Annotated in this window: 28 protein-coding genes and 1 riboswitch; of the genes, 4 read left to right on the top strand and 24 right to left on the bottom strand. The window is 41.5% G+C overall.

Annotated elements, in window-relative coordinates; genetic code table 11:
• Positions 1 to 11: 11 nt before the first annotated feature.
• The 6 genes from MHB63_19835 to MHB63_19810 form a co-directional block, all read right to left on the bottom strand.
• Positions 12 to 986, bottom strand: a complete 975-nt coding sequence (locus MHB63_19835) for an ABC transporter substrate-binding protein (protein MEK3808782.1) — start codon at positions 984 to 986, stop codon at positions 12 to 14.
• Positions 987 to 1,016: 30 nt separating this feature from the next.
• Positions 1,017 to 2,066, bottom strand: coding sequence for a nicotinate-nucleotide--dimethylbenzimidazole phosphoribosyltransferase (gene cobT / locus MHB63_19830; protein MEK3808781.1), 1,050 nt, complete (start codon positions 2,064 to 2,066; stop codon positions 1,017 to 1,019).
• A gap of 4 nt (positions 2,067 to 2,070) precedes the next feature.
• Positions 2,071 to 3,588 carry a cobyric acid synthase gene (locus MHB63_19825; GenBank protein MEK3808780.1) on the bottom strand — a complete coding sequence of 506 codons (1,518 nt, stop codon included), beginning with the start codon at positions 3,586 to 3,588 and terminating at the stop codon, positions 2,071 to 2,073.
• Positions 3,572 to 4,114 carry a cob(I)yrinic acid a,c-diamide adenosyltransferase gene (locus tag MHB63_19820; GenBank protein MEK3808779.1) on the bottom strand — a complete coding sequence of 181 codons (543 nt, stop codon included), beginning with the start codon at positions 4,112 to 4,114 and terminating at the stop codon, positions 3,572 to 3,574. The genes MHB63_19825 and MHB63_19820 overlap by 17 nt, the downstream gene beginning before the upstream one ends.
• Before the next feature lie 127 nt (positions 4,115 to 4,241).
• Positions 4,242 to 4,424: riboswitch (cobalamin riboswitch) on the bottom strand.
• Positions 4,416 to 5,156: a diphthine--ammonia ligase gene (locus tag MHB63_19815; GenBank protein MEK3808778.1), complete on the bottom strand. Its 741-nt coding sequence runs from the start codon at positions 5,154 to 5,156 to the stop codon at positions 4,416 to 4,418. (Overlaps the previous riboswitch by 9 nt.)
• An 85-nt stretch (positions 5,157 to 5,241) precedes the next feature.
• The gene (locus tag MHB63_19810) at positions 5,242 to 6,492 is read right to left on the bottom strand and encodes a M20 family metallo-hydrolase (GenBank protein ID MEK3808777.1); all 1,251 of its coding nucleotides are present in this window, start codon (positions 6,490 to 6,492) and stop codon (positions 5,242 to 5,244) included.
• 201 nt (positions 6,493 to 6,693) lie between these two features.
• Between MHB63_19810 and MHB63_19805 the strand changes: the two genes are divergently transcribed.
• Positions 6,694 to 6,966, top strand: a complete 273-nt coding sequence (locus MHB63_19805; GenBank protein MEK3808776.1) for a hypothetical protein — start codon at positions 6,694 to 6,696, stop codon at positions 6,964 to 6,966.
• A gap of 109 nt (positions 6,967 to 7,075) precedes the next feature.
• Positions 7,076 to 7,525: a cupredoxin domain-containing protein gene (locus MHB63_19800; protein ID MEK3808775.1), complete on the top strand. Its 450-nt coding sequence runs from the start codon at positions 7,076 to 7,078 to the stop codon at positions 7,523 to 7,525.
• Positions 7,526 to 7,911: 386 nt separating this feature from the next.
• Here MHB63_19800 and MHB63_19795 read toward each other — a convergent pair whose 3' ends face one another.
• Complete coding sequence (locus MHB63_19795) at positions 7,912 to 8,865, bottom strand: VCBS repeat-containing protein (GenBank protein MEK3808774.1); 954 nt, start codon at positions 8,863 to 8,865, stop codon at positions 7,912 to 7,914.
• A gap of 97 nt (positions 8,866 to 8,962) precedes the next feature.
• On the opposite strand from MHB63_19795, the gene MHB63_19790 reads away from it, so the two are divergent.
• Entirely contained in the window at positions 8,963 to 10,084 is a 1,122-nt protein-coding gene (locus tag MHB63_19790) for an FAD-binding oxidoreductase (GenBank protein ID MEK3808773.1), read from the top strand.
• A 63-nt stretch (positions 10,085 to 10,147) separates the two neighbouring features.
• On the opposite strand, the gene MHB63_19785 is transcribed toward MHB63_19790, so the two are convergent.
• From MHB63_19785 to MHB63_19750, 8 genes are all read right to left on the bottom strand, one after another.
• On the bottom strand, positions 10,148 to 10,933 hold the full coding sequence (locus tag MHB63_19785; GenBank protein ID MEK3808772.1) for a phosphatidate cytidylyltransferase: 786 nt from the start codon (positions 10,931 to 10,933) through the stop codon (positions 10,148 to 10,150).
• A 161-nt stretch (positions 10,934 to 11,094) separates the two neighbouring features.
• The gene (locus tag MHB63_19780; protein MEK3808771.1) at positions 11,095 to 12,294 is read right to left on the bottom strand and encodes a hypothetical protein; all 1,200 of its coding nucleotides are present in this window, start codon (positions 12,292 to 12,294) and stop codon (positions 11,095 to 11,097) included.
• Positions 12,295 to 13,434 carry a ThiF family adenylyltransferase gene (locus tag MHB63_19775; protein MEK3808770.1) on the bottom strand — a complete coding sequence of 380 codons (1,140 nt, stop codon included), beginning with the start codon at positions 13,432 to 13,434 and terminating at the stop codon, positions 12,295 to 12,297.
• Positions 13,435 to 13,899: 465 nt separating this feature from the next.
• Positions 13,900 to 14,175, bottom strand: a complete 276-nt coding sequence (locus MHB63_19770) for a DUF1292 domain-containing protein (GenBank protein MEK3808769.1) — start codon at positions 14,173 to 14,175, stop codon at positions 13,900 to 13,902.
• Between the two features lie 73 nt (positions 14,176 to 14,248).
• On the bottom strand, positions 14,249 to 15,502 hold the full coding sequence (locus MHB63_19765; protein ID MEK3808768.1) for an MFS transporter: 1,254 nt from the start codon (positions 15,500 to 15,502) through the stop codon (positions 14,249 to 14,251).
• 122 nt (positions 15,503 to 15,624) lie between these two features.
• Positions 15,625 to 15,999, bottom strand: coding sequence for a nucleotide excision repair endonuclease (locus MHB63_19760; protein ID MEK3808767.1), 375 nt, complete (start codon positions 15,997 to 15,999; stop codon positions 15,625 to 15,627).
• A 78-nt stretch (positions 16,000 to 16,077) separates the two neighbouring features.
• Positions 16,078 to 16,395 carry a hypothetical protein gene (locus tag MHB63_19755; GenBank protein ID MEK3808766.1) on the bottom strand — a complete coding sequence of 106 codons (318 nt, stop codon included), beginning with the start codon at positions 16,393 to 16,395 and terminating at the stop codon, positions 16,078 to 16,080.
• A gap of 47 nt (positions 16,396 to 16,442) precedes the next feature.
• Positions 16,443 to 16,898, bottom strand: a complete 456-nt coding sequence (locus tag MHB63_19750) for a cysteine dioxygenase family protein (GenBank protein ID MEK3808765.1) — start codon at positions 16,896 to 16,898, stop codon at positions 16,443 to 16,445.
• 229 nt (positions 16,899 to 17,127) lie between these two features.
• Here MHB63_19750 and MHB63_19745 point away from each other — a divergent pair, with 229 nt between their 5' ends.
• Positions 17,128 to 17,430, top strand: coding sequence for a hypothetical protein (locus MHB63_19745; GenBank protein ID MEK3808764.1), 303 nt, complete (start codon positions 17,128 to 17,130; stop codon positions 17,428 to 17,430).
• Positions 17,431 to 17,443: 13 nt separating this feature from the next.
• Here MHB63_19745 and MHB63_19740 read toward each other — a convergent pair whose 3' ends face one another.
• From MHB63_19740 to MHB63_19700, 9 genes are all read right to left on the bottom strand, one after another.
• Positions 17,444 to 17,605: a hypothetical protein gene (locus tag MHB63_19740; protein MEK3808763.1), complete on the bottom strand. Its 162-nt coding sequence runs from the start codon at positions 17,603 to 17,605 to the stop codon at positions 17,444 to 17,446.
• 121 nt (positions 17,606 to 17,726) lie between these two features.
• Entirely contained in the window at positions 17,727 to 18,794 is a 1,068-nt protein-coding gene (locus MHB63_19735; protein MEK3808762.1) for a hypothetical protein, read from the bottom strand.
• Between the two features lie 208 nt (positions 18,795 to 19,002).
• Complete coding sequence (locus MHB63_19730) at positions 19,003 to 20,382, bottom strand: HAMP domain-containing sensor histidine kinase (GenBank protein MEK3808761.1); 1,380 nt, start codon at positions 20,380 to 20,382, stop codon at positions 19,003 to 19,005.
• Positions 20,379 to 21,059 carry a response regulator transcription factor gene (locus MHB63_19725; protein ID MEK3808760.1) on the bottom strand — a complete coding sequence of 227 codons (681 nt, stop codon included), beginning with the start codon at positions 21,057 to 21,059 and terminating at the stop codon, positions 20,379 to 20,381. Before MHB63_19725 ends, MHB63_19730 begins: the two co-directional genes overlap by 4 nt.
• Before the next feature lie 146 nt (positions 21,060 to 21,205).
• Positions 21,206 to 21,892, bottom strand: coding sequence for an ABC transporter ATP-binding protein (locus MHB63_19720; GenBank protein ID MEK3808759.1), 687 nt, complete (start codon positions 21,890 to 21,892; stop codon positions 21,206 to 21,208).
• 1 nt (position 21,893) lies between these two features.
• Positions 21,894 to 22,928 (bottom strand): ABC transporter permease, encoded by a 1,035-nt coding sequence (locus tag MHB63_19715; protein MEK3808758.1) that lies wholly within the window; start codon positions 22,926 to 22,928, stop codon positions 21,894 to 21,896.
• Positions 22,929 to 23,075: 147 nt separating this feature from the next.
• Entirely contained in the window at positions 23,076 to 23,675 is a 600-nt protein-coding gene (locus tag MHB63_19710; protein MEK3808757.1) for a hypothetical protein, read from the bottom strand.
• Positions 23,676 to 23,769: 94 nt separating this feature from the next.
• Positions 23,770 to 24,138, bottom strand: a complete 369-nt coding sequence (locus tag MHB63_19705) for a helix-turn-helix transcriptional regulator (protein ID MEK3808756.1) — start codon at positions 24,136 to 24,138, stop codon at positions 23,770 to 23,772.
• Positions 24,139 to 24,473: 335 nt separating this feature from the next.
• Complete coding sequence (locus MHB63_19700) at positions 24,474 to 24,620, bottom strand: hypothetical protein (GenBank protein ID MEK3808755.1); 147 nt, start codon at positions 24,618 to 24,620, stop codon at positions 24,474 to 24,476.
• Positions 24,621 to 24,656 lie beyond the last annotated feature (36 nt).

Here is a 24,656-nt window from a genome sequence, read left to right as displayed (position 1 = left end):
AGAGCCATTTTTTATTTTTTGAAGATGTCTGGATAGATAAGTCTGCCAAGCTCTTCAGCTCCATCCGCAAGACGCGGTCCCGGACGGGTAACCAGGTCACTGTTTACATCAAATACCTGTTTCGACTGTACGGCTTTAATGGAGTTCCACCCGCTTCTTGAAAGGACTTGCTCTGCAGGGTTTTCAACATAGTAGCCATACGTTGTGATAATGGTGTCCGGATTGCTGCTGACGATTTTCTCCTCATCCATTTTGACCCAGCCTTCTTCAGAAGCTGCAACGTTTTCTGCGCCGATCATTTCAAGCATTTCGTTCATGAAGGTTCCTTTGCCTGTCGTGTAGATTTCAGGCTGAGGCGACACTTCAATCCAGACGCGTTTTGGGTTTTTTACTTCTTTGGCTTTTTCTTTTATGGAAGCAACTTTCTCTTCCATGTCTTTTATGATCCTGTCTGCCTCGTCCAAAGTGTTTGTTGCTTTTCCAATCGTTCTGATCGCCGTGTAAACCTGATCAAATGAAGTCTGTGAACCAACGATAAAAACCTTTATGCCGGCAGCTTCAAACTGCTTGATGATTTCGCCGTGATTTTGTGCATGGTACTCCTGCAGAAAAGCAAGATCAGGCTGAAGGGCAATGATTTTTTCTGCATTCATGTCCTGAGCACCGACTTTTTCTTTTTGTGCAGCTTCTTTTGGGTAATTGTCATAATCGGATACTCCGGCAATTTCATCTTGAAGTCCGAGAGCGAAAAGGATTTCCGTCGTGCTTGGAAGCAGGGAGACGATTTTCTCCGGCTTTTCTTCAAGCGTTATTTCGTTTCCTGCATCATCTGTGACCGTAACTGGATAGGAGGCATCTTGTTTTTCAGCCTGTTCTGTCTGTCCGCCTGCCGGCTTTGTTTGATCTCCCTGTGCACATCCTGTGAGGATGCCTGCAAGAAGCACCAGGATCAGGCTTATTCGGGTAAAATATGTAGTCGATTTCATAGATTTTTCCGCCTTTATTTGACTTTTTTCTTACCTATGTTCTTTTGAAACACATGCTGCATCAAAGGTGGCCATTCCTTTTATCATGTCTGAAGCTGCCTGGACAAAAGGAAAGACAAGAACAGCTCCAGTCCCTTCCCCAAGCCGAAGACCCATTGATACAAGCGGTTTTTTTCCGAGTTTATTCAAAATCAGGAGATGACCGGGTTCAACGGATAAGTGGCCGGCAATCATATAGTCTTTTGCATGTTCACATATGTGTGCAGCTAAAAGGGCTGCTGTGGTGCATATAAAACCGTCCAGGAGCACAGGGATTCTGCGGTAAGCAGCATACAGCATGGCTCCTGTCATGGCGCCGATTTCAAATCCTCCAACCTTTGAAAGAACATTAATCGGGTCACTTGGATCCGGCCTGTGAAGCTCGAGCGCCCTGCGGATGATTTCGGACTTGAACGCAATTTGCTTCGACTTAATTCCTGTGCCTCTTCCAGTCAGATGTTCAGGCTTGATTCCGGTAAGTGCAGCTGCTATGGCACTGCTTGACGTTGTGTTGCCAATGCCCATTTCACCGAGAATCAGCAGCTTTGCACCCTTTTCAATGGTTTCTTCCGCAAGGGTCATTCCCATTTGAATGCTCCTTAGTGCATCTTTTCGCGACATAGCAGGTTCAGCTGCGAAATTTTTTGTGCCGTATCCGATTTTCTCCGCTCTGACACCGGGTATATCTGTTTTGACGCCTGCGTCTACGATTTCAAGAAACCCTTTTACACGTTTTGTGAACACATTAATCGCAGCTCCGCCCGTTAAGAAATTCCTGACCATTTGCCCTGTCACTTCCTGGGGATAAGCAGATATTCCTTCTTCAGCAACCCCGTGGTCGGCAGCAAAGACAATCACGCCTGGAGGGGAAATATCGGGTTTTAACTCTCCCGTCATTTCAGCCAGTTGAACAGCCAAACGTTCTATTTCTCCTAAACTGTTTACAGGTTTAGTCAGCGTTTGTATATAAGCTTCTGCCTCCTGTCCTTTCGCTTTGTTTACTGGTTTAATTGCATCAATAATCTGATAAACATCTATCATTTTTTCACCTCCTTTTCATGATTTCATAGATTTTATCTAAATCCAGTGCAGCTCTTACATGATCTGCAAGTCTGTCAAATTCTCTTTCTTTCAATTCGCGAAAGTAGAGCGAGCGCTCAATCGGCTGCAGCCCTTTCTTGCTGCGGAGCCTGTTCAAAAAGCGCCATCTGAATGCATCATTGTGAAACACATCGTGCAAGTAGGTTCCCATTGCGTTTTCTTTTGCGTACCCTTCACCGGTCCCTTTTTGGATTGAAAATGGTGATGGGTCATCAGACAGCAAAGTTTGTCCCATGTGTATCTCGTAACCTGAAAGAGAAACACCCTCATATCCCGGGACGGCACAAGGTCCTTCCGTCTGAACGGTTTTCTTATCCGCATACAGGACAGTTGAAACAGGGAAAATGGCAAGCCCGTCCTGTTCTCTAATACCGGATTCAACGCCTTCTGGATCAGACAGTTTTTCTCCCATCATCTGATACCCGCCGCATATCCCCATGATTTGGGTGCCATTTTTGTAAGCAGACAGCACTCTGTCAAAAAGGCCGGTCTCCTTTAGAAATCGCAAATCTTCAGCTGTATTTTTACTACCTGGAAGAATAATCAGATCCGGCCGGCCGAATTCTGATGCTTTTCGGACATACCGGATATTCACATCAGCTTCCAGTCTCAGAGGATCAATATCCGTAAAATTAGACAGTCTTGGGTATGCAATAACTGCGACATCCAAATCTCCCTCAAGATTTGTGCCTCGGGAGTACTGATTGAGGACGAGGGAGTCTTCACCATCGATTTCAAGATCTGGTATATACGGGACAACACCAACAACGGGTATTCCCGTGTACTCCTCAAACCATTGGAGCCCCGGTTCAAGCAGGGTGAGATCTCCCCTGAATTTATTAATAACGACTCCGGCAACCCGTTTTCGGTCTTTTTCCTGAAGGAGCTGAAGCGTTCCGACAAGGCTTGCAAAAACACCCCCTCTATCAATGTCTCCCACTAGTAAAACAGGTGCATCAGCAATCTCTGCAACGCGCATGTTGACGAGCTCCCTGTCATTTAAATTAACTTCAGCAGGTGAACCCGCCCCTTCGATTACAACCGCGTCATAGTTCGTCAGCAGCTTGTGCAACGATTTTTTAATCGCTTCAAGTCCAAGTCTGAAAAAGTCTTCCCGGTAGACTGCGGCGTTCATGACAGCAAATGGTCTGCCGTGAAAAACCACCTGAGATTCCATCTCCCCTGAAGGTTTAATTAAAATTGGGTTCATATCCGTGTCAGCTTCAATTCCTGCTGCTTCTGCCTGAACTCCCTGGGCTCTGCCGATTTCTTTGCCGTCTTTTGTTATGTATGAGTTCAGTGCCATGTTCTGTGATTTAAAGGGAGCAGTTTTATACCCGTCCTGCTTGAAAATCCTGCACAGTGCGGTTGTCAGAATGCTTTTGCCCGCATCCGAATGAGTCCCCTGGATCATGAGTCTGAGCGCCTTTTTCTTTCCATTTTCTTTAATATTCAATTCCATATATGGCGTCGACACCTTCATCGTAATAATGCTTTTCAACATCGATCACAGAGACGAGATCAGCTATTTCCCTGATTTCTCTTTTGGCGTTTCTGCCTGTCAGGACAAGGTGGACATGAGGGGGACGGTTTTGAATGGTCAAAATGACGTCTTCAAGAGGAAGAACATCGTCCACAGGAAAGGTCTGAATGGCAAGGGCATTATTGATTTCGTCAAGAATGACAACATCGCTTTCCCCGCTCAGAATGGTTTCTTTCGCTGTTATCCAAGCCTGTTTTAAAGCTTCCCGGTGAATCTCAGGTGTTTTGGTCCAGGTAAATCCGGCACCGAGCTGCTGAATACTGACTCCGGGCAAAGCATTTAAAATTGTTCTCTCGCCGTATGTCCGCTCAGGAGATTTAATAAATTGCAGAATGGAAACGCTCATTTGTCTTCCTGCAGCCCGCACAGCAAGACCGATTGCAGCTGTCGTTTTTCCTTTTCCATTGCCTGTGTAGACAAGCACTCTTCCTTTTTCGTTTTTCATCGCCATACATCCATCTCCCATCTTTTTTACCAATATAAAAAGGCCCTGACTGAAGACAGTCAAGGCCTAAATAAGCATAGTGAAGTAACGCATACAGGGGTCCTGACTCGTTCTTCCCACCGAAAAACAAGCAAAAATCAATTAAAGCAGGTCTCCTGGCTTGCGCTTCATCTTAATACTGAGCCTTCCCGACATTAGAGTCAGTGGCGATTCAGTTCAATCTGCGCTTACAGTAGCGGGGGCTGCGCCGGATTTCCACCGGCTTCCCTATTATCCTGAGTATTCAGGCACTTTAAAAGAATCATATTTTTTGTTCATTGTAATCTATAAAACTGGAAAAGTCATCAAGATTTTTTTGATTTGTCGTTTTTTCTCTTAATTTGGTTTTCTCAAGCTCGAGTCTTTTTGTCGTTTCCAACTGAAGAACATTCCCGAACGTAATGTCGATTTTTTTTGTAAACAGCGGCCCGTCATAGACGAATGTATGGTATTCACCAGCCTCTCCCATCGGACAGATGTCTGTATTTAAGGCGCGGTCGATGAATGGCTGATTAACCTCCATTCCGAGCCAGGATGGATCGAGTTTGTCATCTCTGACTCTGATTACAGCGGCTTTATATCCGCTGTCTGCAAACTGCTGAAGTGCAAGTATAGCGTTCTCTTTTTCCATCCATAAAGGGTAAAGCGGTTCAAGACCTGCTTCGGCCGAAGCTTTTTCTCCCCACTCCCGGTGCTCGTCCAAATAAAGGTCGCCGAAAGCAATAGCTGTAAAGGAGTATTGCTCCTTCAACTCTTTCAGCGCACCGATAAAGTGATCCGTATAGCTTTCATAGGTGCATGATATAAAATGCACTGGTATTTCAAGAGCAAGACTTTGCTGTTTGATCGCATCTATTTTCTCTCCGTGCCCGAATGTTCTTCCTGTTTCAGCCGGAACCGTCGTTATAAGGCATGCGATTTCATGCCCCTCGGCTGCAAGTTTATGAAGGGCCATGCATCCGTCTTTCCCTCCGCTCCAGGATACAGCTGTTTTCTTTTTCAATTCCATCCACCATCCCATCAAGAGTATAGCCTTGATTATGATGGGTTCAGAATGTTTAGTCAAAAAGAAAAATAGACTGCTTTGGTTATTTCACTGCCATTTTTAAGGCTGTCCTGTACAGCAGCTCTGTTCCAAGCGAAATATCTTCCATCGTTGAATATTCTTTCGGATTATGGCTGATGCCGTCCTTGCAGCGGACAAAAATCATCCCGTAGTCACATTCATAAGACATCGCGAGCGCATCATGAAACGGTCCGCTCATCAGTTCAGGCGCATTCAGACCGATCTCTTTGCTCGCTGCCCTCATAATATCCATAATGTCTTCCGAGCAATAGCGCGGTTCACTATTTGTGTCTTCAGATACGGTATATGTCAGTCCGTGATCCTCGCAGATCAGATGCAGCCGTTTTCTCAACTGATTTTCTATGATATTTCTCCTTTCCATTTGAATATCCCTGAGGTCCACCGTAAACATCACTTTTTCAGGTATGATATTACGCGAATCAGGAAAAACCTTTAAGCTCCCGACGGTTCCGACAGTAGGTGCAGATGGATCTTCTGAAGCGAGATCATTCAGGGCAACGATGACCTTTGCCGCTCCAACTAAAGCATCCTGTCTCATATGCATGGGCACAGATCCGGCGTGGCCTGCAAAGCCTTCAAGCTCAACTGTCAGCCATAACGGGCCCGAAATGCCTGTTACGATACCGACGGGTGCATCCTTCGCTTCCAGGACAGGTCCCTGTTCAATGTGCAGCTCAATATAGGCTGAAATGCTTCCGGAGGCGTACTCTGACTCCTTAAAGCGCTCGGGATCACATCCGAATGAAAGCAGCGCATCCCTCCGTGTCATGCCGTTTTTATCTTTCCGGTCAAGTTCTCCTTCTTCAAGTTTGCCGAGAATCCCTCTCACACCAAATAACCCTTTATTAAAGCGTGCTCCCTCTTCATCACAAAAAGCAGCAACTTCGATTGGCATTTCGGGAATAAACGAGTTCTCCTGCAATGTCTGGACGGCTTCGATTGCCCCAAGAACACCGATGACTCCATCAAATCTTCCGCCATACGGCTGTGAATCAATATGGGACCCGAGCATAAGGACAGGTGCTTCAGCTCTTTTCCCCTCGAGTCTGCCGATCAGATTTCCAAAGTGATCAATCCGTGCTGTAAGGCCTGCTTCCTCCATCCAGCCTTTGACTGTTTCAACTGCAAGTTTATCTTCCTTTGACAAGGCAAGCCTCGAAACCCCGGTTTCGCCAATCTTTCCGATTTCAGCGAGTGTATGAATTCTTTCTTCTAATCGGGTTTTATTGATGGTCAGTGTCTGTTCAGGCATGTATGACCCTCCTGTGAAAGTAGTAGAATATTCTGTCTTAATACTATAGGATATCAGAGCATTTTTCATTTTTCTAAATGTAAAAGGATTCCATTGAAGTTCTTACACTTTGTCCATTTCCCGCCGGTCTATTGTGCTTTTCAGATGAAACCGATAAACTAAAAGAGATAACCAATATCGGCCACTGGAGGTCTTTTTTTCATGAAAGCAAGGTATGAACTTGATAAAATGCAAATAACATTAAGCAATGTGACGCTGAGGCATTTTGCAGACAGTTATGTTCTGCTTAAAGCAGCAGATGATAATAAAAATGAAGTGACAATCAAACTCTCACACGAACAGGCTGATTTCCTCGAAGCTGAATTCAGAGAGCTGAACCGCAGGAGGAGAACATACTCTGAAGCTGATCGGGAAATGGATGAGGAAGAAGATGCATATAATTTGTTCTCACCTGAATTTTTAACAGAAGATTAACAAAAAGGATGTCTGCTGCGAGACATCCTTTTTTGCGCTTAAAAAACAGCAGACAAGTTTCCCCCGGACGGGCATATAGTATGGTAAGTACTGCTCTGGGAGGGAAACTATGAAATTTATCGTCATAAAGAAGAAATGGATTGTGATTGCTGCTGTTTTGTTTGCTCTCATTGGCTCCGGAAGCTGGTTTTATCTGAATCAAGATGCAGCTGAGGTCCTTTCCGCACAGCATACAGACAAAAAGGCAGAAATCCATATGGTGACCGGAGAATTCACATCTAAAACAGATGACGGTCGAAAAATTGAAGCGTATCGTTTTGATCCAGGCTCCATTACGATTCAGAAAGGTGAAAACGTTACGTTGACCATCCACGGAGTAAACGGCGCGGAACATCCCTTCAGGATTGAAGGAACAGACATAAAAGGCGTGGTTAAAAAAGGTGAAAAAGCGGTCATTCCTTTAAAATTTGATGAAGAAGGAACCTACCGTCTAATTTGTGATACGCACTCCCGCCATGGCCAGGGTGCACCGATGATTGCTTATATTGTTGTGGATTAATACTTTAAAAGAGAGCTGATAAAAATTCAGCTCTCTTTTTTTTTAGCTAAACGGCCGATTCAGCTAAGTGCTGCGGTCATGCATGGCTGGTTTAGCAGCACAAATTAGCTTGCAGGACGTAACGTTAGTGCTGTAAAGGTGGTTTAACAACACAAACTCCGGTGCAGGAAGTCACGTAAGTGTTGCAAACATCGTTTAACAACAGAAACTCGGGTACAGAAGTCATGTAAGTGGTGCAAAGCTGGTTTAACAGCACAAACTCGAGTGCAGGAAGTCAATATAGTGCTGCGAACCGCGTTTAACAAAATAAACTTGGGTGCGGGAAGTCACGATAGTGCTGCAATATTTATCTAACTGTCGTATCTTTACAGCCTGTTCCGCTTTTCTTATGTTTCTTCCCCAAACACAGCAATACTCTGCCGGTCTGTTTTAAAAGATGTGCCATCCCATTTCAGAACATTCATCATGTACCCCAGACCATCAGCGCTGTATCTGCCTGCAACGTTCTGATAGGTGTCCAGTTCATAAATGCCGTCGCGCTCAAAATCGACAGGGTACAGTCCCGAAAGCGGCGCGACCCACCCTTCAACAGGCTCTTTCAGTGTCCTGTCGCTGTTATAGATTTCACTCAAATACTCTTTTCCTTTATACTGAAGATCAAGCAGGTATTTTTTCGGGGGATTTGCGCTTGTCACCCTTGCTTTAAACTGATCAAGGTAAGTAACGGTATAGGTGTTTGATTTGTTGAATGATTCATCATCAAATATCAGTTTATATTGTCCTTTTTCATAGGTGTATATATAAGCATAAATGAGGCCTCCGCTTCCTCCGGTATTAATGATGACGAGGATATCGTCTTTTTTATCTCCCGTAAAATCTCCTAAAAATACGGTCGGGTCATATCCTGCATTTTCTTTGAGCGGGATTTTCTCAACCTGCCCAGTTGCTCCGTTTCTAATCTGAAGAGTGATGTTCTGCAGAAATGGGCTGTCAGGCGTCTGTGATGCCGTCAAAAAAACGGTATCCTGTATGCCGTCTCCTGTGACATCCCCGACTGCCTCTGCAGCTACAAATCTTGCTTCTTCCTTGTAAAAGTCCATGAAATAACGACTTTTTCCTTGAAAGTGTCCTGCTGGAAACCAACCTTGTGCTCCATGTTTCAATATGAGCACATAATCATCGTTTTGGAATCTGTAGGCGGCTGCCACCTCCAGAGCATGATCGCCATCAAAATCAGCAGCGAGCACCGCCTTGCGCATCGCAGGTTCTGTTATTTCAAGCACATAAGCACCTGCAGGCAAAAATGGTGAAATAATCGCAGTATAGTCAGCTTGATACATGCTGCACCCCGCTTTCATCAGATTTGATACTTTATCCTATGCTCTTTTATAATGAGATAGGTGCATAAGTGGAATTGAAGCAAAGGATGAGATACATATGAAGAAAATTGCTGTAATCGGGGCCGGCATTTTGGGTGCTTCCGCAGCTTATCATTTATCAAAACTTGGAGCGCAGGTGACAGTGATTGACCGCAAAGACGCAGGTCAGGCGACAGACGCAGCGGCCGGCATTGTCTGCCCCTGGGTTTCACAAAGACGAAATAAAGCCTGGTATCAGCTTGTTAAAAAGGGCGCCCGCTATTATCCCGAGCTGATTAATGGGCTCAAACAGGACGGTGAAACCAGCACTGGCTATAAGCGGGTCGGCGCTCTCATTCTTCAGCAGGACCCGGAGAAAATTGAAAAAATCATGGTGCGTACGGAAAAAAGAAAACAGGATGCTCCAGAAATTGGAGACATTACACCACTGACGAAAGAAGAAACAAAAGAAATGTTCCCTCTCCTGTCAGATGAGTATTTATCTGTTCTTGTAGAAGGAGCCGCACGGGTAGATGGCAGAGCTCTGAGGGATGCGTTAATCCGTGCTGCCCGGAAAAATGGTGCAGAGCTGATTGAAGGCGAGGCGGCCCTTATTTTTCAGCATGGCCGGGTTTCAGGTGCCAGTGTGAATGGAAAAGAAATTGAAGCGGATGAAGTCATTGTCTGTGCGGGTGCCTGGGCAAATGAGCTGCTTCAGCCTCTTGGCATCCATTTTCAGGTTACCTATCAGAAAGCGCAGATTGCCCATTTTAAAATGGAAACCGAGCAGACCTCAGACTGGCCCGTTCTTATGCCCCCTGCCAATCATTATCTTCTGGCATTTGATGATGGAAGGATTGTGGCAGGCGCCACACATGAGGACGATGTGAACGGCTATGATACGCGAGTGACAGCGGGTGGAATGCTTGATGTCTTTTCTAAAGCCGTGAATGTCGCGCCAGGACTTGAAGAATGCACATTTCTGGAGGCAAGAACCGGGTTCAGACCGTTCACACCAGGATTTTTGCCGGTCATCGGGCGGATTCCCGAATGGTCAGGGATTATTGCTGCAAATGGTTTAGGCGCATCCGGACTGACGATGGGTCCTTACCTTGGGCTTGAGCTTGCAAGACTTGCTCTTGGTTTAGAACCCGAAATCGATTTAGCGGATTATCCAATTAAGGCTGCATTGAAAGAGTAGATAAAGAAATCCCCCAAAAAGTCAAACTCGACTTCTTGGGGGATTTCTATTTTTATAGCTTTTTTAGATCAGTCCAACCAGCTTCAACCCGATGAAAACAAAGATCCAGCTGTCAAGACGATCCAGAATACCGCCATGACCCGGCAATAGCTTTCCGGAATCCTTCACTTTAAAGTGACGTTTCAAAGCAGATTCGACGAGATCTCCTACCTGACCGGCAATGGACACGACGAAAATCAGCATAAGCGTTTCTCCGTAAGATGCAAATGGATGGAAACTTGCCTGCATAACCAAACCTATGATCAGAGCAATGATAATTCCTCCGACAGACCCTTCAATGGTTTTATTCGGGCTCACATTTGGCGCAAGTTTTCGTTTGCCGAATTTTCTCCCGACGAAATACGCGCCTGAATCCGTTGCCCAGATAGAAATCAGTACGGCGAGGGTCCAAATTAAGCCTTCATCAATTCTTGCCTCAGCTAAAAACACAAATCCAAATCCGATGTACAGGACACCAATCAGGAGTGTGCCTGCTTTTTCAATGGAATATTCAATGTTAAAGATTGTTGAGGTTAAGAAAAACAATACCAGTGCCAGCAGCACTTTAATCTGAATGATTTCAAATGTCACATTCAGAAACGGCAGCAGCGGCAGGAACAAAAGGATAATCCCGATAATTCCCACAAAATACTTCGTGCCGTACTTTCTGATTTTTATAATGGTCGTTAATTCATGAAAGGCGATAATGGCCAAAATCAGTGCCAAATAAGTAAACCAGAATGCCCCTACATAAAAGGGAATCATAAACAGAATTAAGATAATGATGCCTGTAATCACACGTTCTTTCATTCTTTGCTACACTTCCTTATCTTTTTTTCCATTAATTGATTGTACTATAAAGAAAGGAAAAACGAAAAACAATTCTTTGAAAAGGTGATTTTAATTCGATTTTCATAAATAATCATCCTGCCAGACCAATGAAAAAAACATGCAAGTGGCTCTTTGCATGTTTAAGTCGCTTCATTTGAGCTAATAGGTAGTGTACCCGTTTTGCTTCCTTTATATTTACTTACTGCACCAATGCCCCAAATCACAGCATTTACAGATAAGACAGCCAGTGTAATGATGCCGTCCCAGAATAGCAAGCTGTTTAAAGAATAGACGGAAAGCTGCACCATTGTCTGCTTCAGCAGCATGTAAAGCCCTGGCAGACTATACAAGAACAGTAGTCCTGCTGCAATGATGCCGCCAATAAGGTAACATGATGCAAAGCTTTTAACATAGGACATTTCTTTTTCGGATAATTCTTCTTTCAGGCTTTCGGCACGATCTTTTTTCCGCATATACCCCGTGATTATTTCTTTTGCATATCCATGGAGGCTTGGCATGTTAAGTTTGTTCATGATCAGAAAATAAATATCTGTCCGCAGAAAAATTAAAAGCTGCCAGGCAAATCTCATCACAAGAAGCAGCGTAATCATTTTCAAAAGCTTCAAGGCAAATCCTGCAGCCGTCATCTGACCGGCTAATGATAAAAAAAGAAGAAAAGAATCAATAGCCATTCCTGCAGCATAGGGCAAATACCTTTTCTGCTTGGAAACTGACCAGAGCCCTGTCATATCTGCTTCGACCACAAGCCAGTAAAATCTCAGACTCAAATTAAATTTAACCGGTATACCAAGTCTTAAAGCAGCTAAATAATGGCCCAGTTCATGAAGAATGGTCAGCGGCCAGGAAATGAAAAATAATAACAAAAGACTTAGCCCTGTTGCTTCTGCAGCCCAAAAATCTTTGTAGTCAGGACGCAATTCAGGAATACCTGCAATCATACCAATACTGAGAAGAAAAAACAGGACATAACATACTTGACTGATCGGATGAAAAATGAAGGAAGCTGCAGCAGAAAGAGATCTGCTGACAGGTTTTTCATCAGGCGGAATTAAAAAGACCTTCCCGTCAATCGAATAGATCAACTCAAGCTCATGCAGAATTTCGACAAAATCTAAAACATCCGCATCCATTTGTTCTTTTCTCAGCTGTTCAGAAATTTCGTTCAGCGTTCTGACACCGTCCAGCATATGAATGATGTGAACAGCTTCATACGGGACCCGGATAAATGTACCGCTGACTGGGTCTCCGACTGTAAATTCTTCTCCGTCTGCCTGAACAGAAAGCTTTGCCGTTACTTTAGAATCTAATGTTATATTCATTCAGACCCTGCTTTCTTTAGATAATTCCAGAATTATATTCAGTTCTGCAGGCTCATCTGAGTTCATATGGCCATTGCACGTCGGACAGCCCGATGCTTTTTTCCATAGAGTTTCAGATAATCGTTCAAATGATAGACTGCTGATTTCAAGAGACGAAGATTGATTCTCGGCTCTTTCATATCCCGCAATTTGTTTAGCCAGTTCATTTGTTACCAGACCAGTAATCATGGCAATATTAGGAGCAAAAGCTGTGTTTCTCTTTTGAAAAGAAGCTCCGTAAACCGCTTTCAGCTGGTGGATAAATTCTGGTGCTTCCCGTAAACTGTTCATCAAATAGCAATCAAAGCACCCGTTTTCTTCACCAGGAACATATTTTTGGAGAATAATACTCGTGTGTCCAATGCCTCCAAGAATGTAAGGCTTGCCTAATTTGACACAGGCAAAATTCACCCATCTTGTAGATAAAATGCTTGGCTGATCGATCCCGTTAATGACAATATCCGCTTCCTTTATTACCGGCAGCAGACTTTTTGCATCTTCAATTTTCACATTATGTACATCAACATCAATTTCACTGTTAATCTTTTTTAAGCGATTGCTTGAAGCCTCTGTTTTAAGTTTCCCAATGTCGTCCTCACAGTATAGAAACTGGCGGTTAAGGTTGCTGAGTTCAACCGAATCATAATCAAGGCCTATAATTCTGCCGGTTCCCATCCCTGCAAGTGCAGCTGCTGTTAAACTAAAGCCTCCGAGTCCAAGCAAGGCAACCGTTGTATTTTTTAAGGTCTCCTGGTAAGTGAATCTGCTTCTCTTCAAGGTTGAAAAATTGGAAAAGTAGTTGAGATTTGATCTGTACCTTTCCAGTTCATTTTCACTTAGACATGTGTGTTCGATTGCTGAAGCATCTTCAACAAGTCCATATTCATCCAGGTCATTCAGTATTTCAAGTAAATCTGCATGATCTATGTTCATTTCATTTGCCAGCTCAATTGTATTTCTTGTACCGTCCATCAGGTTCAGCAGGTGCTGGACACTTCCATCAAGATCCTCAAGTTCAAGATTGCCATCCTCTTTGCCGATCTGAACTTTGCCTTCAAATACGATGATTGGCGTATAAATGGTTTTTAAGACAGGTTTCATCTGTTTTTCAGCTCCCTTATACTAAAAAAGGCTTTAGGGACTCTGATGCTTGTCCTAAAGCCTTTTATTCATTACGCGTGATGGTTTACAAGAGCAACCAGCTTTTCAACTTTTTTGATTTTAATTTTCTTCATCCTGACAGCCTCCCCTGTTTTTATTTAATCCATATTTATGTAAATATTGAATTATAATGTAATAGTAAGAAATGGTGGGAATTATGTCAATATTTGATTTATTTTGTTTATTGTGACTTTTTACCTGTTTTTAAAGCTTACGTCAAAATAAGAATAGAAAAAATGTTGGAAAATACCAATATCTTCTTGTTGGACAACTAGAATACTCCGAGAATTATTTATGTCAGTATAGTTGTTTTCACAGTAAAAATGATTCTTTCTGCCTGCGCTATTCCGACTTTTTTCGCATAAAAAAACCGCCTGCACTCAAGCAGACGGCTCCGGGTATGTATTAGTTTGACTCTTCTTCTTCCATCATTTGGTCAAATGCAGACGACACTTTGTCGAATTCTTCGTCTGTTTCAATCGCAGAAAAATCGCCTTCTTCATCTACCTTTAAGAAGTAAATATCGATATCTTCATCTGTGTCTTCCTGAATTTCTTCCACAAACCCTACTGCAACGTATTCTGAACCTTCTACAGTCAGCACGCCAAGCACCTCTACCTCGTGCTCCTGGTTGTTCTCGTCGCTAATTGTGAAGATTTCTCCAATTTCAATTGGTTCCATGTTTTTGAACCCCTTTCAAGCATTCTTCTTGCATGCATTTTATTATACCATTTCTTACTTGCAGAAATACAGCTCAGACAGCAGCTCTTTTTTGAACCACAGTTGTTTTTTCTTCCTTAAACACGATGTAAAAGTAAATGGCGCCTGCCAGGTATATGATGCCGGTCAGGCTGAAAACATTGGCATATCCCCAATAGGAGCCATATTCAGCGACAACATAAGCAGACACAGGACCCATCGCCGCCCAGCCGAATGAAAAAGCCATCTGGCTTAAAGAATTTGCGATTCCTTTCTGATGATCCGGCACTTTTTTCATCATGAGGGAGGTTTGAATCGGATTGCCTGCGTTCATCAGCGCCTGGCGGAATAGGAATCCGATGACGGCAAGATAAATGTTTGTTGTAAAGCCTGTGATCAGCAAAAATGGCAGGGACAGCAGCTGCAGCAGGACAACCGCCTTTACTTCTCCCATTTTGCTGACAATGGCAGGTCCAATCAGCATCGCGACCGCTGTTGCGCCTTGACCGAGCGAAAGGATGATTCCGATGGCAGAAAAGGAAATGTCAAACCGGTCTGCAAAATACAGATTTAAGTACGGTATGACTAAACCTGACCCAATCCCGATGATGGCCTGTGCGCCAACAAAGAGGATGACCAGCTTCCACTTTTGATTGCCGTCCCCTGTTTCTTTTTGCTTTTTAGGACTCTGGCATTTTCTTTCTTCTTTCATAAGAATGACAGGAAAGAGTCCGGCCAGGTAAACAGCATTTCCAATCAGCAGGGTCAGTCTCAAGCTGTCTGTGGAATTTATGCCCGCAAATGTAAAGAGGTCGGTCAGGACTCCGCCCGCAAGATTGCCGATGACGCTGGCTGCCATCATAACGGCAAAATGAAAACTGAAAAGCTTGCTTCTTTCTTTTTCAGTTGAATTTTCAGCGAGCCAAGGAATCATGGACACCTGAATGAAAGACATAAAAATACCGCTGCCAAATGCGAATATAAGTAAGAGCAACTCCCATTCCATAACAGACCTGCCTATCATCAGAACAGCAGAAAGAGCGGCCCCGACAGCCATCATGTTCTTCCTTCCCTTTCGATCACTAAGAAAACCTGCAGGAACAAGAAAGAGTGTCTGAGCAAGTGCAGTCAGAGCAATGACGTTTCCATTGGTCTGTTCACTGTACCCAAGGTCTTTCAAGTACAGGTTATATAGGGTCATAAAAATACCCATTCCAATCTGAATGAGAATGTTAGCCATAATGGCCAATTTAACGTTTCTGCTGTAAGAGCCGTAGTCTGTTTTAAAACCCCGGAAATAAGTGACCATCAAGATATTTCGCCTCACTAAATAGTTGATCTTCTATTATCATAAGACAATCTCCTGAAATCGCCTATCTTTATTTTCTTAAAAATAAAAAAACATCCAGCTCCGCCGGATGTCTGTTTTCCTTATTTATAAAAAACCTTCTCAACATTATATTTCGCCTGAAGCTCATTGATCAGATACGTTTCGTAAATTTCGCGTTCCATTGGGCTTTCAACGATGCAAACAGCAATTTCGTGCACTTCATCGCGGTGATCTTTAATCGGAGAAACCTGATCCTCAAAATGCTTTTTAATGCGCTGTCTAAGCTTGCGTGCTTTTCCTACAAACAAAAGCTCATCATTAATATTAAAAAACATAAAAATTCCGCCTTTATCGCGGGGAATTCTGTTGTAATCTGTAAAGCCGTATTCGCTGCTAAGAGGAGCTTCTACAGGCTGTCCTTTTACGGGGTTTCTTGTCAGTACAACGTCTGATCTTGGTATATCGATTTTTATCATAAATTACACTTCCTATATTCTTGTTTTTTAAACAACTTATGTATTATCTCATATTGGCGCATAGGATTGCTACCGTTTTTAATAAATGATTTTACGGCCGTCAATCAGGTAAAAATGGCTGTCTTTTTCAGCAAACTGCACGTTTTCTCCTTTTTCAACCCGTTCAAAAACAGATGACGAAACGGCAAACACCTTCCCGGTTGATAACCTTATCATATACACAGCCTTTTTTTGAACGTTTATTCCAGTTTCTGCAATTGAATCTTCCCGGATTTTTTCCATGATTTCTCCACTGAGCGTGTTAACCGTTAATTCTTTTTCTATAAAGCCTGTCCAAGCAGCATACAGGAAGAATCCAGTTAGAAAAAGAACAGCTGTATGGAAGAAAACTCTCATGTTTAATCACCTCTTTATAGTTATACCCAAAATGAAACGCTGCAGACTCAGTCTGCAGCGCTCTTAAGCTTTATTTCTTTCACTTGTTGCCTGAGGTCATCCGGCCACCATGCTCCGCAGTCATCCGAAACCACACAGGCTGCGCACTTCTCTAAATCGTACACTTTCATGCCCGTGATAGGCGGTGCGTACAGATGAAGGGTAATCAGTCCAGTATTGCCGGCCTCAGCCATTTTGTGTATGCCGAATTTTGGTGCAAAAAAAGTCTTTCCTTCTCTTTTTAGTTCTGTGAAGAGTTCATAAGGAAGTGCTTCGCCTTTTACCTTATACACTGTATTTTTGGACACACCGCTTATGACCTGTATCCACCCGAATGAATGCCCGTGGTCATGAGGAGCACACTCAAGGTCAGACCAGTTCATGACAAGCAGTTCAAGCTGTTCATTTTTATAAAGAAGTTTTCTGTAATAGGGTTTGCTCCTGTCGTCTTTTATGAGAGGCATCAGCTCCTCTTTGTGAATGTTTAATTGAATCAGAGCTTTATAAAGCTCTTCCTCTGTAGCTGTTTTTACGCCATCCAGGATAAAGGTGATTCTTTCTGACAGATTCAGGCGGCATTCCTCCCTCTTTTGAGCCTTATTACATTCCTATGCTCTGAAAACTTATCCTTATGAGGCTTCTGCATGTGATATGATGAGTGATGGAGAATATTTAACAGTTAGGAGCATGAATGTGAATTCGAAAGAAACGCAAGAACAAATCATCCGCAACTATCAGCGGGATGAGCAAATGATGGTCCTTGTCTTTGCGCAGTGGTGCGTAAACAATGATCTGGATCCTGCAGAGCTGTATGCGCGTGCATACCCTGACCAAATTGAAAATGCCGAATTAAAACAGGCAATCGAGCTCACTGTCCCGAAAGAGGAAGCAGGAGAAATACCTGATCATACCCTGCTTGGCGTCCTGTCACTGTTCGGAAATGATGACTTGGCATTTATCGTGACAGAAGAAATCTCAAAAAGAAAAAAAGGATAAAAAAAGATCCCGATTATTTCATCATGGATCTGAACGTTTCATCAGCTTGTTTTTTTACTTCAGACTGCAGTTTTTTCCATTGAAGAAAGACTCTGAATTCATCCTTTGTTTTATCTGAACGTGAGGCAGTCATGACGAGCTCTCTTACTTTCTGTTCTGTATGTTGTTTGCCCATATTATGACCCTCCTGAAGCATGTTTTTAAATAATTCGTTTTAAAGAACGGTTTTATGGGCGACTGCTTTCCATTTCAATAACCAAAAAACCTGGAGCTGTTAAAGGGCTCCAGGTTTTTTCTTATCCAGTCATTTCAGAAATGATGATGCTGCAGACCCTATCGAATTGTCCTTCAGCCGCACAGCCCTTTCCTCTCTCAAGCTCCTCAAGCAGGCTTTTAGCTTTAGAAAGATACGATATTCCATCTTTCATTTTGTCTTTATAGGCTTGAGTCGTTCGGTCAATTTCAGCAGAAAAGGCCTCATCCGTTCCTGGTGCAATGCACAAATCATACATATCGACTATTTCATCCGACTCTTTTTCCGGTTCATATTCATGCGGGGCCGTACTGTCAAAAATCGCAAGTCCAAGCTCGCGCAAAATGACCATATCAAGACTGTTCGGGTCAAAACCGCAGTGATAAATTTCCACGTCGAACCCTTTGTCTGCTCCTGCAGAGGCGATCTTTTTCAGCATCGTTGATTTTCCAGATCCTGCTCTGCCTTTTATAAAATAGCGCTTATCTATGTCTGCTGTCAGATTTGGGACAAAATCTGCCGCTCCATCCGGGGTGGCTGCTCCCAAAAAACGGTGTTTGACCACTGCGGTTTTACCTGCAGTCTGTTCTCCGTAAAAGGTTTGAATCAAACGCTGTGCCAATTGATCTGCTTCTGAAAAGTCCATTTGTGAAATATATATATCCTCTATATCATCATGAGCTTTTAGGGAGGCAGAAAAAGCTGCATATGCCTTTTCATATTCAGCAGCCACTCTTGCTGTAAGTTCGCCTTTGCGATCTGCAGACAGCAATTGGCTGTTTTCAGTCTCCATAACAATCACCTGGATGGCATCGGCAGAAACAAATTTCCTGATTTCTGACACGTCGCAATCTAAAAGAGCAATTCCCTTATTGGTTATAAGCAGCCCTTCCAGCCAATCCGGATGAAATGGACAGTGGAGGATATCGAGTGATTCCCCGTTCGCTGTCAGAGTTTCACTGACAGACTGCATACATGAAGACCTTGCCCTTCTTGACCCGCCTTCTAATAAGAACACCTGATTTATGCCCTCCAGTACGGATTCGTACAGACTGTAGTAGCCCTTCGCTGTATTGCCGCAGGGGAAGTAATGAAGCGGTTTTCTGCTCATCCAATCATCCTCTCACCTTTTCTGTTAACATATGTAACAGAGACGGATGGGTGAACGCCTAAAAACAAAAGTTGAAGCAGCTTGCTCAGATTCGATAGGCAGATATGAATCGGGAATAAAAGTTCGGATTTGTTCTTACAGAGAATCTAGGCGCTTTCTCTTGCCGAGTGATTTCAATGATCATGCATGAAATAAATAAAAGATAATACTACCTTAAAGGCAATTCAACAACAAAGATCGTTCCTTCATATTCCATACTCTTCACATGAATCAGTCCACCATGCAGTTTAACAATAGCAGCAACAATGGATAGTCCCAATCCTGTTCCCTCAACTGAACGCGTCCGTGCGGTATCTACTCGATAAAAACGATCAAAAATTTTTTCTTTCTCTTCATCATTCAACCCGATCCCCGTATCTTCAAAGGTTACCAATACAGATTTTTCTTTCTCTTCAATCGATATGTCAATACTGCCATTTGATTTATTGTATTTGATGGCATTGGTTAACAGATTATCCCAAACCGTATTAAGTAAAGAAGGGTCCCCGACGATTTCCACATTTGGTAATGTAAAACTGAGCGTAATACCTTTTTCACCCATTTGCCACTGATAGCTTTTCACCAGTTCCTTCATTTGCTCCCCAACATTAAATGGCTTTCTTTTCATGATATCCTCATCGCGATCTAACGAAGCAAGAAGTAGTAATTGTTTCGTTAATGTAGAGAGCCTTTTAATTTCTCCATTGATGACAGAAATGTAATTGCTTTTTTCTTCTGGACTTATTGATTCACTTTCCAATAGGTTTGTATATCCTTTTATATTGGATAGCGGTGACTGTATATCATGAGAAATATTTGAAATGAACTCTTTCCTCATATCATCCATTTGTTCCAGTTTACTTGCCATTCGTAAAAAACTACGTGAAAGCTCTCCTAACTCATCATGACGAGTAATATCAAGGTCAACATTAAAATCCCCATTAGACAGTGACTTTGTGGCTGTTGTAAGTTTTGAGATTGGATTCACTAAATATTTTGCAGTAAAAAGAACCATAACGATACTGATAATAATTATTAATGCAAGCATCCACGCAAATAAAATATGCATCTCGTTAAAAAGGAGTTTAATATCCGGTCTAAGGAAGAGAGCATACTTTTCCTTATTATGAGTTAACGGTACACCAATCGTATTCTTCAATTCGTTTGCAAAAAAACCAGTGACGAATGTTTCCTGTGGAAAATTTAGAATGCCATGAAAAATATCACCGTTTAATACTTGTTCTTTAGCGGAATTAGACAGAGTATTTTCCCTAAAAGGTGCACCAAAATAAAATTCATTTCCAAAATTGTCAACCAAGAAAATTTGATACCCAGTGGAAGAGATATTATCCAAATAATCTTTAAGATTTATATCGGGATGGTTCTCGGCAAATTCAGCAATATCTAATGCGATTTTTGTATTTTTTTGATCATTGTAAGGTTTTAATTTTTGTTGATAATACGTATTGGAGAGTAAAAAAGCAAAGATTCCGCTAAAAATCATAATTCCAATAGTAATGACAACAAACTTCACATATAGAGATTTCATCTGCGATTTGCCTCCAGCGCATATCCAACTCCACGCACTGTCTTAATTTGAAAATCATCCGTCAATTTAGAAAAACGTTCCCTTAACCTTTTCACATGAACATCAACAGTTCGTTCATCCCCTTCATAATCCAAACCCCAAATATGTTCTATTAGGTGATCACGAGAAAATACTTGCATAGAATGGAGAGCCAGAAAATACAGTAGTTCGAATTCCTTTAAGGGTAAAAGAATTGTTCGATCCCCAATCTGAACCTCATAGTTTTTTTTATTTATCGTTGTATTTCCTAAGCGAATGATAAATTCATCTGAGTGTTTATCATATCGTCGCAATAAAGCTTCAATTCTAAAGTGTAATTCTTTTGGTTCAAATGGCTTGACCAGATAATCATCCGTCCCTGATTTAAATCCTTCTTCTTTATCCTCAATTTGATTCTTGGCTGTTAAAAGGATCACTGGTAGATCATAATCCCTTCGAATCTCCCTTGTTAATGCATAACCATCCATAAAAGGCATCATCACGTCCACTACTGCTAAATCACATGTTTCTCTATTAAGAACTCCTAACGCTTCAGTACCGTCTTTTGCTTGAAATACTTTATATCCAGCTTCGGATAAGTGGATATTTACCAGCTGTAAAATATTGATATCGTCATCTACAATTAGAATGGTTGTCATTTTGTATTCCCCTATTTTTAATTTAATCAAAATATTAGTTTTTACCATTAAATGTACATTCAGTAAATAATAACAAATAAACAGCCCCGTAGAAATATGCAGGCTGTTCATTTACATTTTACTTAAATTAATGTGTCCTCCAGCTTTCAATTTCCGTTTTGCAAAACCATTCCATCACTCATTTTGATGACATGGTCAACGTATGAAAGCATCTCTTCATCATGGGTAACCATCAATGTAGTAATATTTAATGTTTTAGTTAACTCTCGAATTAACGACATAACGTCCTTAGACCTTTTTGAATCCAGGCTTGCAGTTGGTTCATCTGCGAAGAGAATTTTAGGTTTATGGATCATTGCACGAGCAATTGCAACTCGCTGTTTCTCGCCACCCGATAATGAAGATGGATAAGCATTTTTCCGATGATCCATTGCAACTAGTTTTAGGATCCTATTAACTTCTCTTTTTTGTTCATGTTTCCTTAATTTTGATTCAGAAACCTCCAGCATCAGCATGAGTTGTTCTTCAACTGTGAGAAAAGGAACAAGATGAGCAAACTGAAAGACAAAACCAAATTTGCTTGCCCGTATTTTTCGAACCTGTTCAGAACTCATAGCAGTCATATTCTTACCATCAAATATAACGTGCCCATTTGATGCAGGCTGCAGTCCTGCAGCTATTGTAAGGAGTGTACTTTTACCAGAGCCTGAGGCACCCACTAATGCTGTTACCTCTCCTTCTTTAAGAGACAGGTTAATTCCTTTTAGTATTTCTTCCTCTACTTCACCATTAGTAAATGTTTTTCTTACTTCATCAAGTGTAAATATTGTCATATTAAGCCTCTCCTTGCTGTATTGCTTGTAAAGGTTCGATTTTTTGGATTTGTATACCTGATAGTGTAGCTCCGATAAAACCAATAATCAGGAAAATGACAGATAATTGTACTGTTGCTTCAAAGGTTAAATGGAAAGGCATTCCTTCAGGTGCAGCCATATTAAAAACTTGGCTGAGTGTAATAGACAAAGTAAGTGCAATGATTGTAATAAAAAGCATTTGTGTCCACATCATTTTAAATAGTCTGCTTGTTTTCATACCGATTGCTTTTAAAATACCGTATAAACCAATTTTTTGAACGTTCATCATGTAGAAAAAGATAGCAAACAACATTCCGCTAATGACAACCAAAAACCACACAATCATATTTAAAGACATCTGTTCTGCATTATAACTTGGAATTGTATCGAGGAAATCTTCGGTTGAAAATGATTGTAAGCCAGTAACTTCTTGTGAAGAATCTCCTCCTGGCATAAAAATCAATTGCATTTCCATCACTCGATACATTTCTTGATAATTCTTCATGTTTATATAAGCAACTGGGGTATGGCTATATTTCTTTTGATCAACAAAACCCTTTACGATAAACTCGCCACTAAATTGATGATTAGTTAAGGCATCTCCAACTTTTATACCTTTATTCTTCAATGAGCTATCTAAAATTATTTCTCCATCTTTAACATTACTAAATAACTTTGAATCAGTGGATGTAACAAAGGCGACGCTTTGTTGTTTGTCATCCTTGTCATTTAGAAAACCCATTTGAATAGAAAATGCCACAGCATCTTTTTGTTTGTTTAGTATTTCTTTTTGTATATCACTGTCTATTTTTGATAGGTTATAAGTTTCTTCTGCGTCTTTATTCATATAAAAATGCCCTTTTGGCAAATCTTTAATGAGGGCGGCATTGTCTTGCGATAATCCATTTGCCAAACCAGATATGATAAATGTTAATAAACTAACGAGAAAAACAATTGAACTTAAAATCAAAAACCTTACTTTATTTTTCTTGATTTCTTTCCAAGCAATATTCATCTTTCATTTCCTCCCATCTCATCTCGACATCCATAGTTTATAAATCGAATATGAACGGAAGATGAACAGTAAATGACATTTGAACTGAATTTTATTGAACAATGAAAAGAAAAAACCTGCATGGCTGCAGGTTTTAACAAAGTTTATCTATTCATTTTTTTCTAATGCTTCTGCAAGCTGAAAAAGAAAGCTGTAAAGCTTTTCAAAAATTTCCTCAAGTGCATCTTCTTCGCTGAAGTCCGCGAGCAAGCTGCAGTCAAAATTAACATCCCACATTCCGTCCTTATCATTGAAAAGAACCTCGAATTTTTCAGAATTACCCCCGGCCTTTTGCAAGAAGTATTCTTTTAGCGCTGTTCCTTTAGCCTTTTTATATTTTAAACCAAGCAGGAACTTATAAGTTGAAAACACGTCATCATGCTCAAAAGAAATGTTTTCTGCCCCGACATAGTCGAACCAGTCAGATTCAATATAGATGAATTCCGACTTGTTCACTCTTGCATATGAACCTTTTTCCTTAAGGAAGGATTCAGGGTTCTCAGCGGAGATCAGCTCCTCTGTTTCCTTGTTTACGCGCTCAAGGTACGCTTCTGCAAAACGGGGAAGATCAGGTTCCTCAAGTTTCACGTGCTCTGGCAGAAAACCGTTCTTTTCTGCATACATTTTTTCAGTGGTATAGATTCCAATTGCATCCGGTTTTTCATCAATCAGATGCTGGATATACGTTTTCATTTTACTTTGCAGCATAGTTCATATCCTCCATTACTTCCAATTCACTTCTTATCATAACCCAACAGCAGACAAGATGAAACAAAGAGAGAATCCTCTCGCGGATTCTCTCTTATGTGTAATTATCCTGAAGCGCTTTTCCGAGCAGTTTTTGGCATCTGTCAAGCTCTGTTTTCAGCTGCTTTTTATATAGCTTTGCTTTTTCGTAATCCTCGAATTGATAATACACAACCTCCTGAAGCTTCATCCCCTCTTTTTTCCGCTTGACCTGTTTAAGAATGCCGTCCTCGATCAGTTCGTGCAGGGACTTGTAAACCTCTGAATGATTTGGCCTGTATCCGTAAATTCTGAACTCATCGCGCAGAACATCAAGAAGCTTCAGGCCGTAGAGTCTGTCCTGCTCTGTCATTCGAATCATATAAAGCTTTAAAAAGGCTCTTTGCTTCAGCAAAAACCCGCTGGCACTTCTCTTCTCGCCCATTGAAGACATCTCCTTTTTGTTTTACATGTTCTAACTATTCAATGTTTTATAAGAAATTCCTGCATCTTAAGGGAAAATAAGACTTTTGACCCTTTTAAATACTTGGGCGAGATTAAAATGAAGGCTATACTGAAATTTGGGCACGTGTTTATATTTATCATTGATTATTTGGAACATAGTTTAAGAAGAATGTTTCTCCCGGTGTTCTTTTGCTGATAGCTATTTTGTCCTTTTAGTTCTTTTATTTAAACCTTTATTTATTATTTAGAACATGGTTCAATTAGTAAGGGTTTTTAAAAGAAAAGGACTTGATTGAATGATCAAGTCCTTGCTGTCTATTCATTTTTTTCAATAAAGTATGGATTAAATCCAAGATTTTTTCTCATTTCATCGGTAATTTGCAGATCTTCTGCAGCACCTGCAGCTCCATTTTCATTTTCTGCCTGAATGCTTCCATCGTAATGCATTGGTTTTTGATCCATATGGATGACCACTCCTGCCTTTTTGTGTAAATTATA

Source organism: Bacillus sp. FSL H8-0547 (assembly GCA_038002745.1).
GTDB lineage: Bacteria > Bacillota > Bacilli > Bacillales > Bacillaceae > Bacillus_P.
Note: the sequence above shows the minus strand (reverse complement) of the source record. Positions and strands in the feature narration are given on the sequence as shown.

Coding starts and splice junctions, on each gene's coding strand:
- MHB63_19705 (MEK3808756.1), bottom strand. CDS start 24,138: ATGGGCGAGAAGAGAAGTGCCAGCGGGTTTTTGCTGAAGCAAAGAGCC.
- MHB63_19760 (MEK3808767.1), bottom strand. CDS start 15,999: ATGATAAAAATCGATATACCAAGATCAGACGTTGTACTGACAAGAAAC.
- MHB63_19770 (MEK3808769.1), bottom strand. CDS start 14,175: ATGGAACCAATTGAAATTGGAGAAATCTTCACAATTAGCGACGAGAAC.
- MHB63_19780 (MEK3808771.1), bottom strand. CDS start 12,294: ATGAATATAACATTAGATTCTAAAGTAACGGCAAAGCTTTCTGTTCAG.
- cobT (MEK3808781.1), bottom strand. CDS start 2,066: ATGATAGATGTTTATCAGATTATTGATGCAATTAAACCAGTAAACAAA.
- MHB63_19715 (MEK3808758.1), bottom strand. CDS start 22,928: ATGAATATTGCTTGGAAAGAAATCAAGAAAAATAAAGTAAGGTTTTTG.
- MHB63_19735 (MEK3808762.1), bottom strand. CDS start 18,794: ATGAGCAGAAAACCGCTTCATTACTTCCCCTGCGGCAATACAGCGAAG.
- MHB63_19800 (MEK3808775.1), top strand. CDS start 7,076: ATGAAATTTATCGTCATAAAGAAGAAATGGATTGTGATTGCTGCTGTT.
- MHB63_19805 (MEK3808776.1), top strand. CDS start 6,694: ATGAAAGCAAGGTATGAACTTGATAAAATGCAAATAACATTAAGCAAT.
- MHB63_19775 (MEK3808770.1), bottom strand. CDS start 13,434: ATGAAACCTGTCTTAAAAACCATTTATACGCCAATCATCGTATTTGAA.
- MHB63_19710 (MEK3808757.1), bottom strand. CDS start 23,675: ATGCTGCAAAGTAAAATGAAAACGTATATCCAGCATCTGATTGATGAA.
- MHB63_19765 (MEK3808768.1), bottom strand. CDS start 15,502: ATGGTCACTTATTTCCGGGGTTTTAAAACAGACTACGGCTCTTACAGC.
- MHB63_19825 (MEK3808780.1), bottom strand. CDS start 3,588: ATGGAATTGAATATTAAAGAAAATGGAAAGAAAAAGGCGCTCAGACTC.
- MHB63_19790 (MEK3808773.1), top strand. CDS start 8,963: ATGAAGAAAATTGCTGTAATCGGGGCCGGCATTTTGGGTGCTTCCGCA.
- MHB63_19700 (MEK3808755.1), bottom strand. CDS start 24,620: ATGGATCAAAAACCAATGCATTACGATGGAAGCATTCAGGCAGAAAAT.
- MHB63_19795 (MEK3808774.1), bottom strand. CDS start 8,865: ATGTATCAAGCTGACTATACTGCGATTATTTCACCATTTTTGCCTGCA.
- MHB63_19730 (MEK3808761.1), bottom strand. CDS start 20,382: ATGAAATCTCTATATGTGAAGTTTGTTGTCATTACTATTGGAATTATG.
- MHB63_19820 (MEK3808779.1), bottom strand. CDS start 4,114: ATGAAAAACGAAAAAGGAAGAGTGCTTGTCTACACAGGCAATGGAAAA.
- MHB63_19810 (MEK3808777.1), bottom strand. CDS start 6,492: ATGCCTGAACAGACACTGACCATCAATAAAACCCGATTAGAAGAAAGA.
- MHB63_19835 (MEK3808782.1), bottom strand. CDS start 986: ATGAAATCGACTACATATTTTACCCGAATAAGCCTGATCCTGGTGCTT.
- MHB63_19720 (MEK3808759.1), bottom strand. CDS start 21,892: ATGACAATATTTACACTTGATGAAGTAAGAAAAACATTTACTAATGGT.
- MHB63_19725 (MEK3808760.1), bottom strand. CDS start 21,059: ATGACAACCATTCTAATTGTAGATGACGATATCAATATTTTACAGCTG.
- MHB63_19785 (MEK3808772.1), bottom strand. CDS start 10,933: ATGAAAGAACGTGTGATTACAGGCATCATTATCTTAATTCTGTTTATG.
- MHB63_19740 (MEK3808763.1), bottom strand. CDS start 17,605: ATGGGCAAACAACATACAGAACAGAAAGTAAGAGAGCTCGTCATGACT.
- MHB63_19755 (MEK3808766.1), bottom strand. CDS start 16,395: ATGAGAGTTTTCTTCCATACAGCTGTTCTTTTTCTAACTGGATTCTTC.
- MHB63_19750 (MEK3808765.1), bottom strand. CDS start 16,898: ATGCCTCTCATAAAAGACGACAGGAGCAAACCCTATTACAGAAAACTT.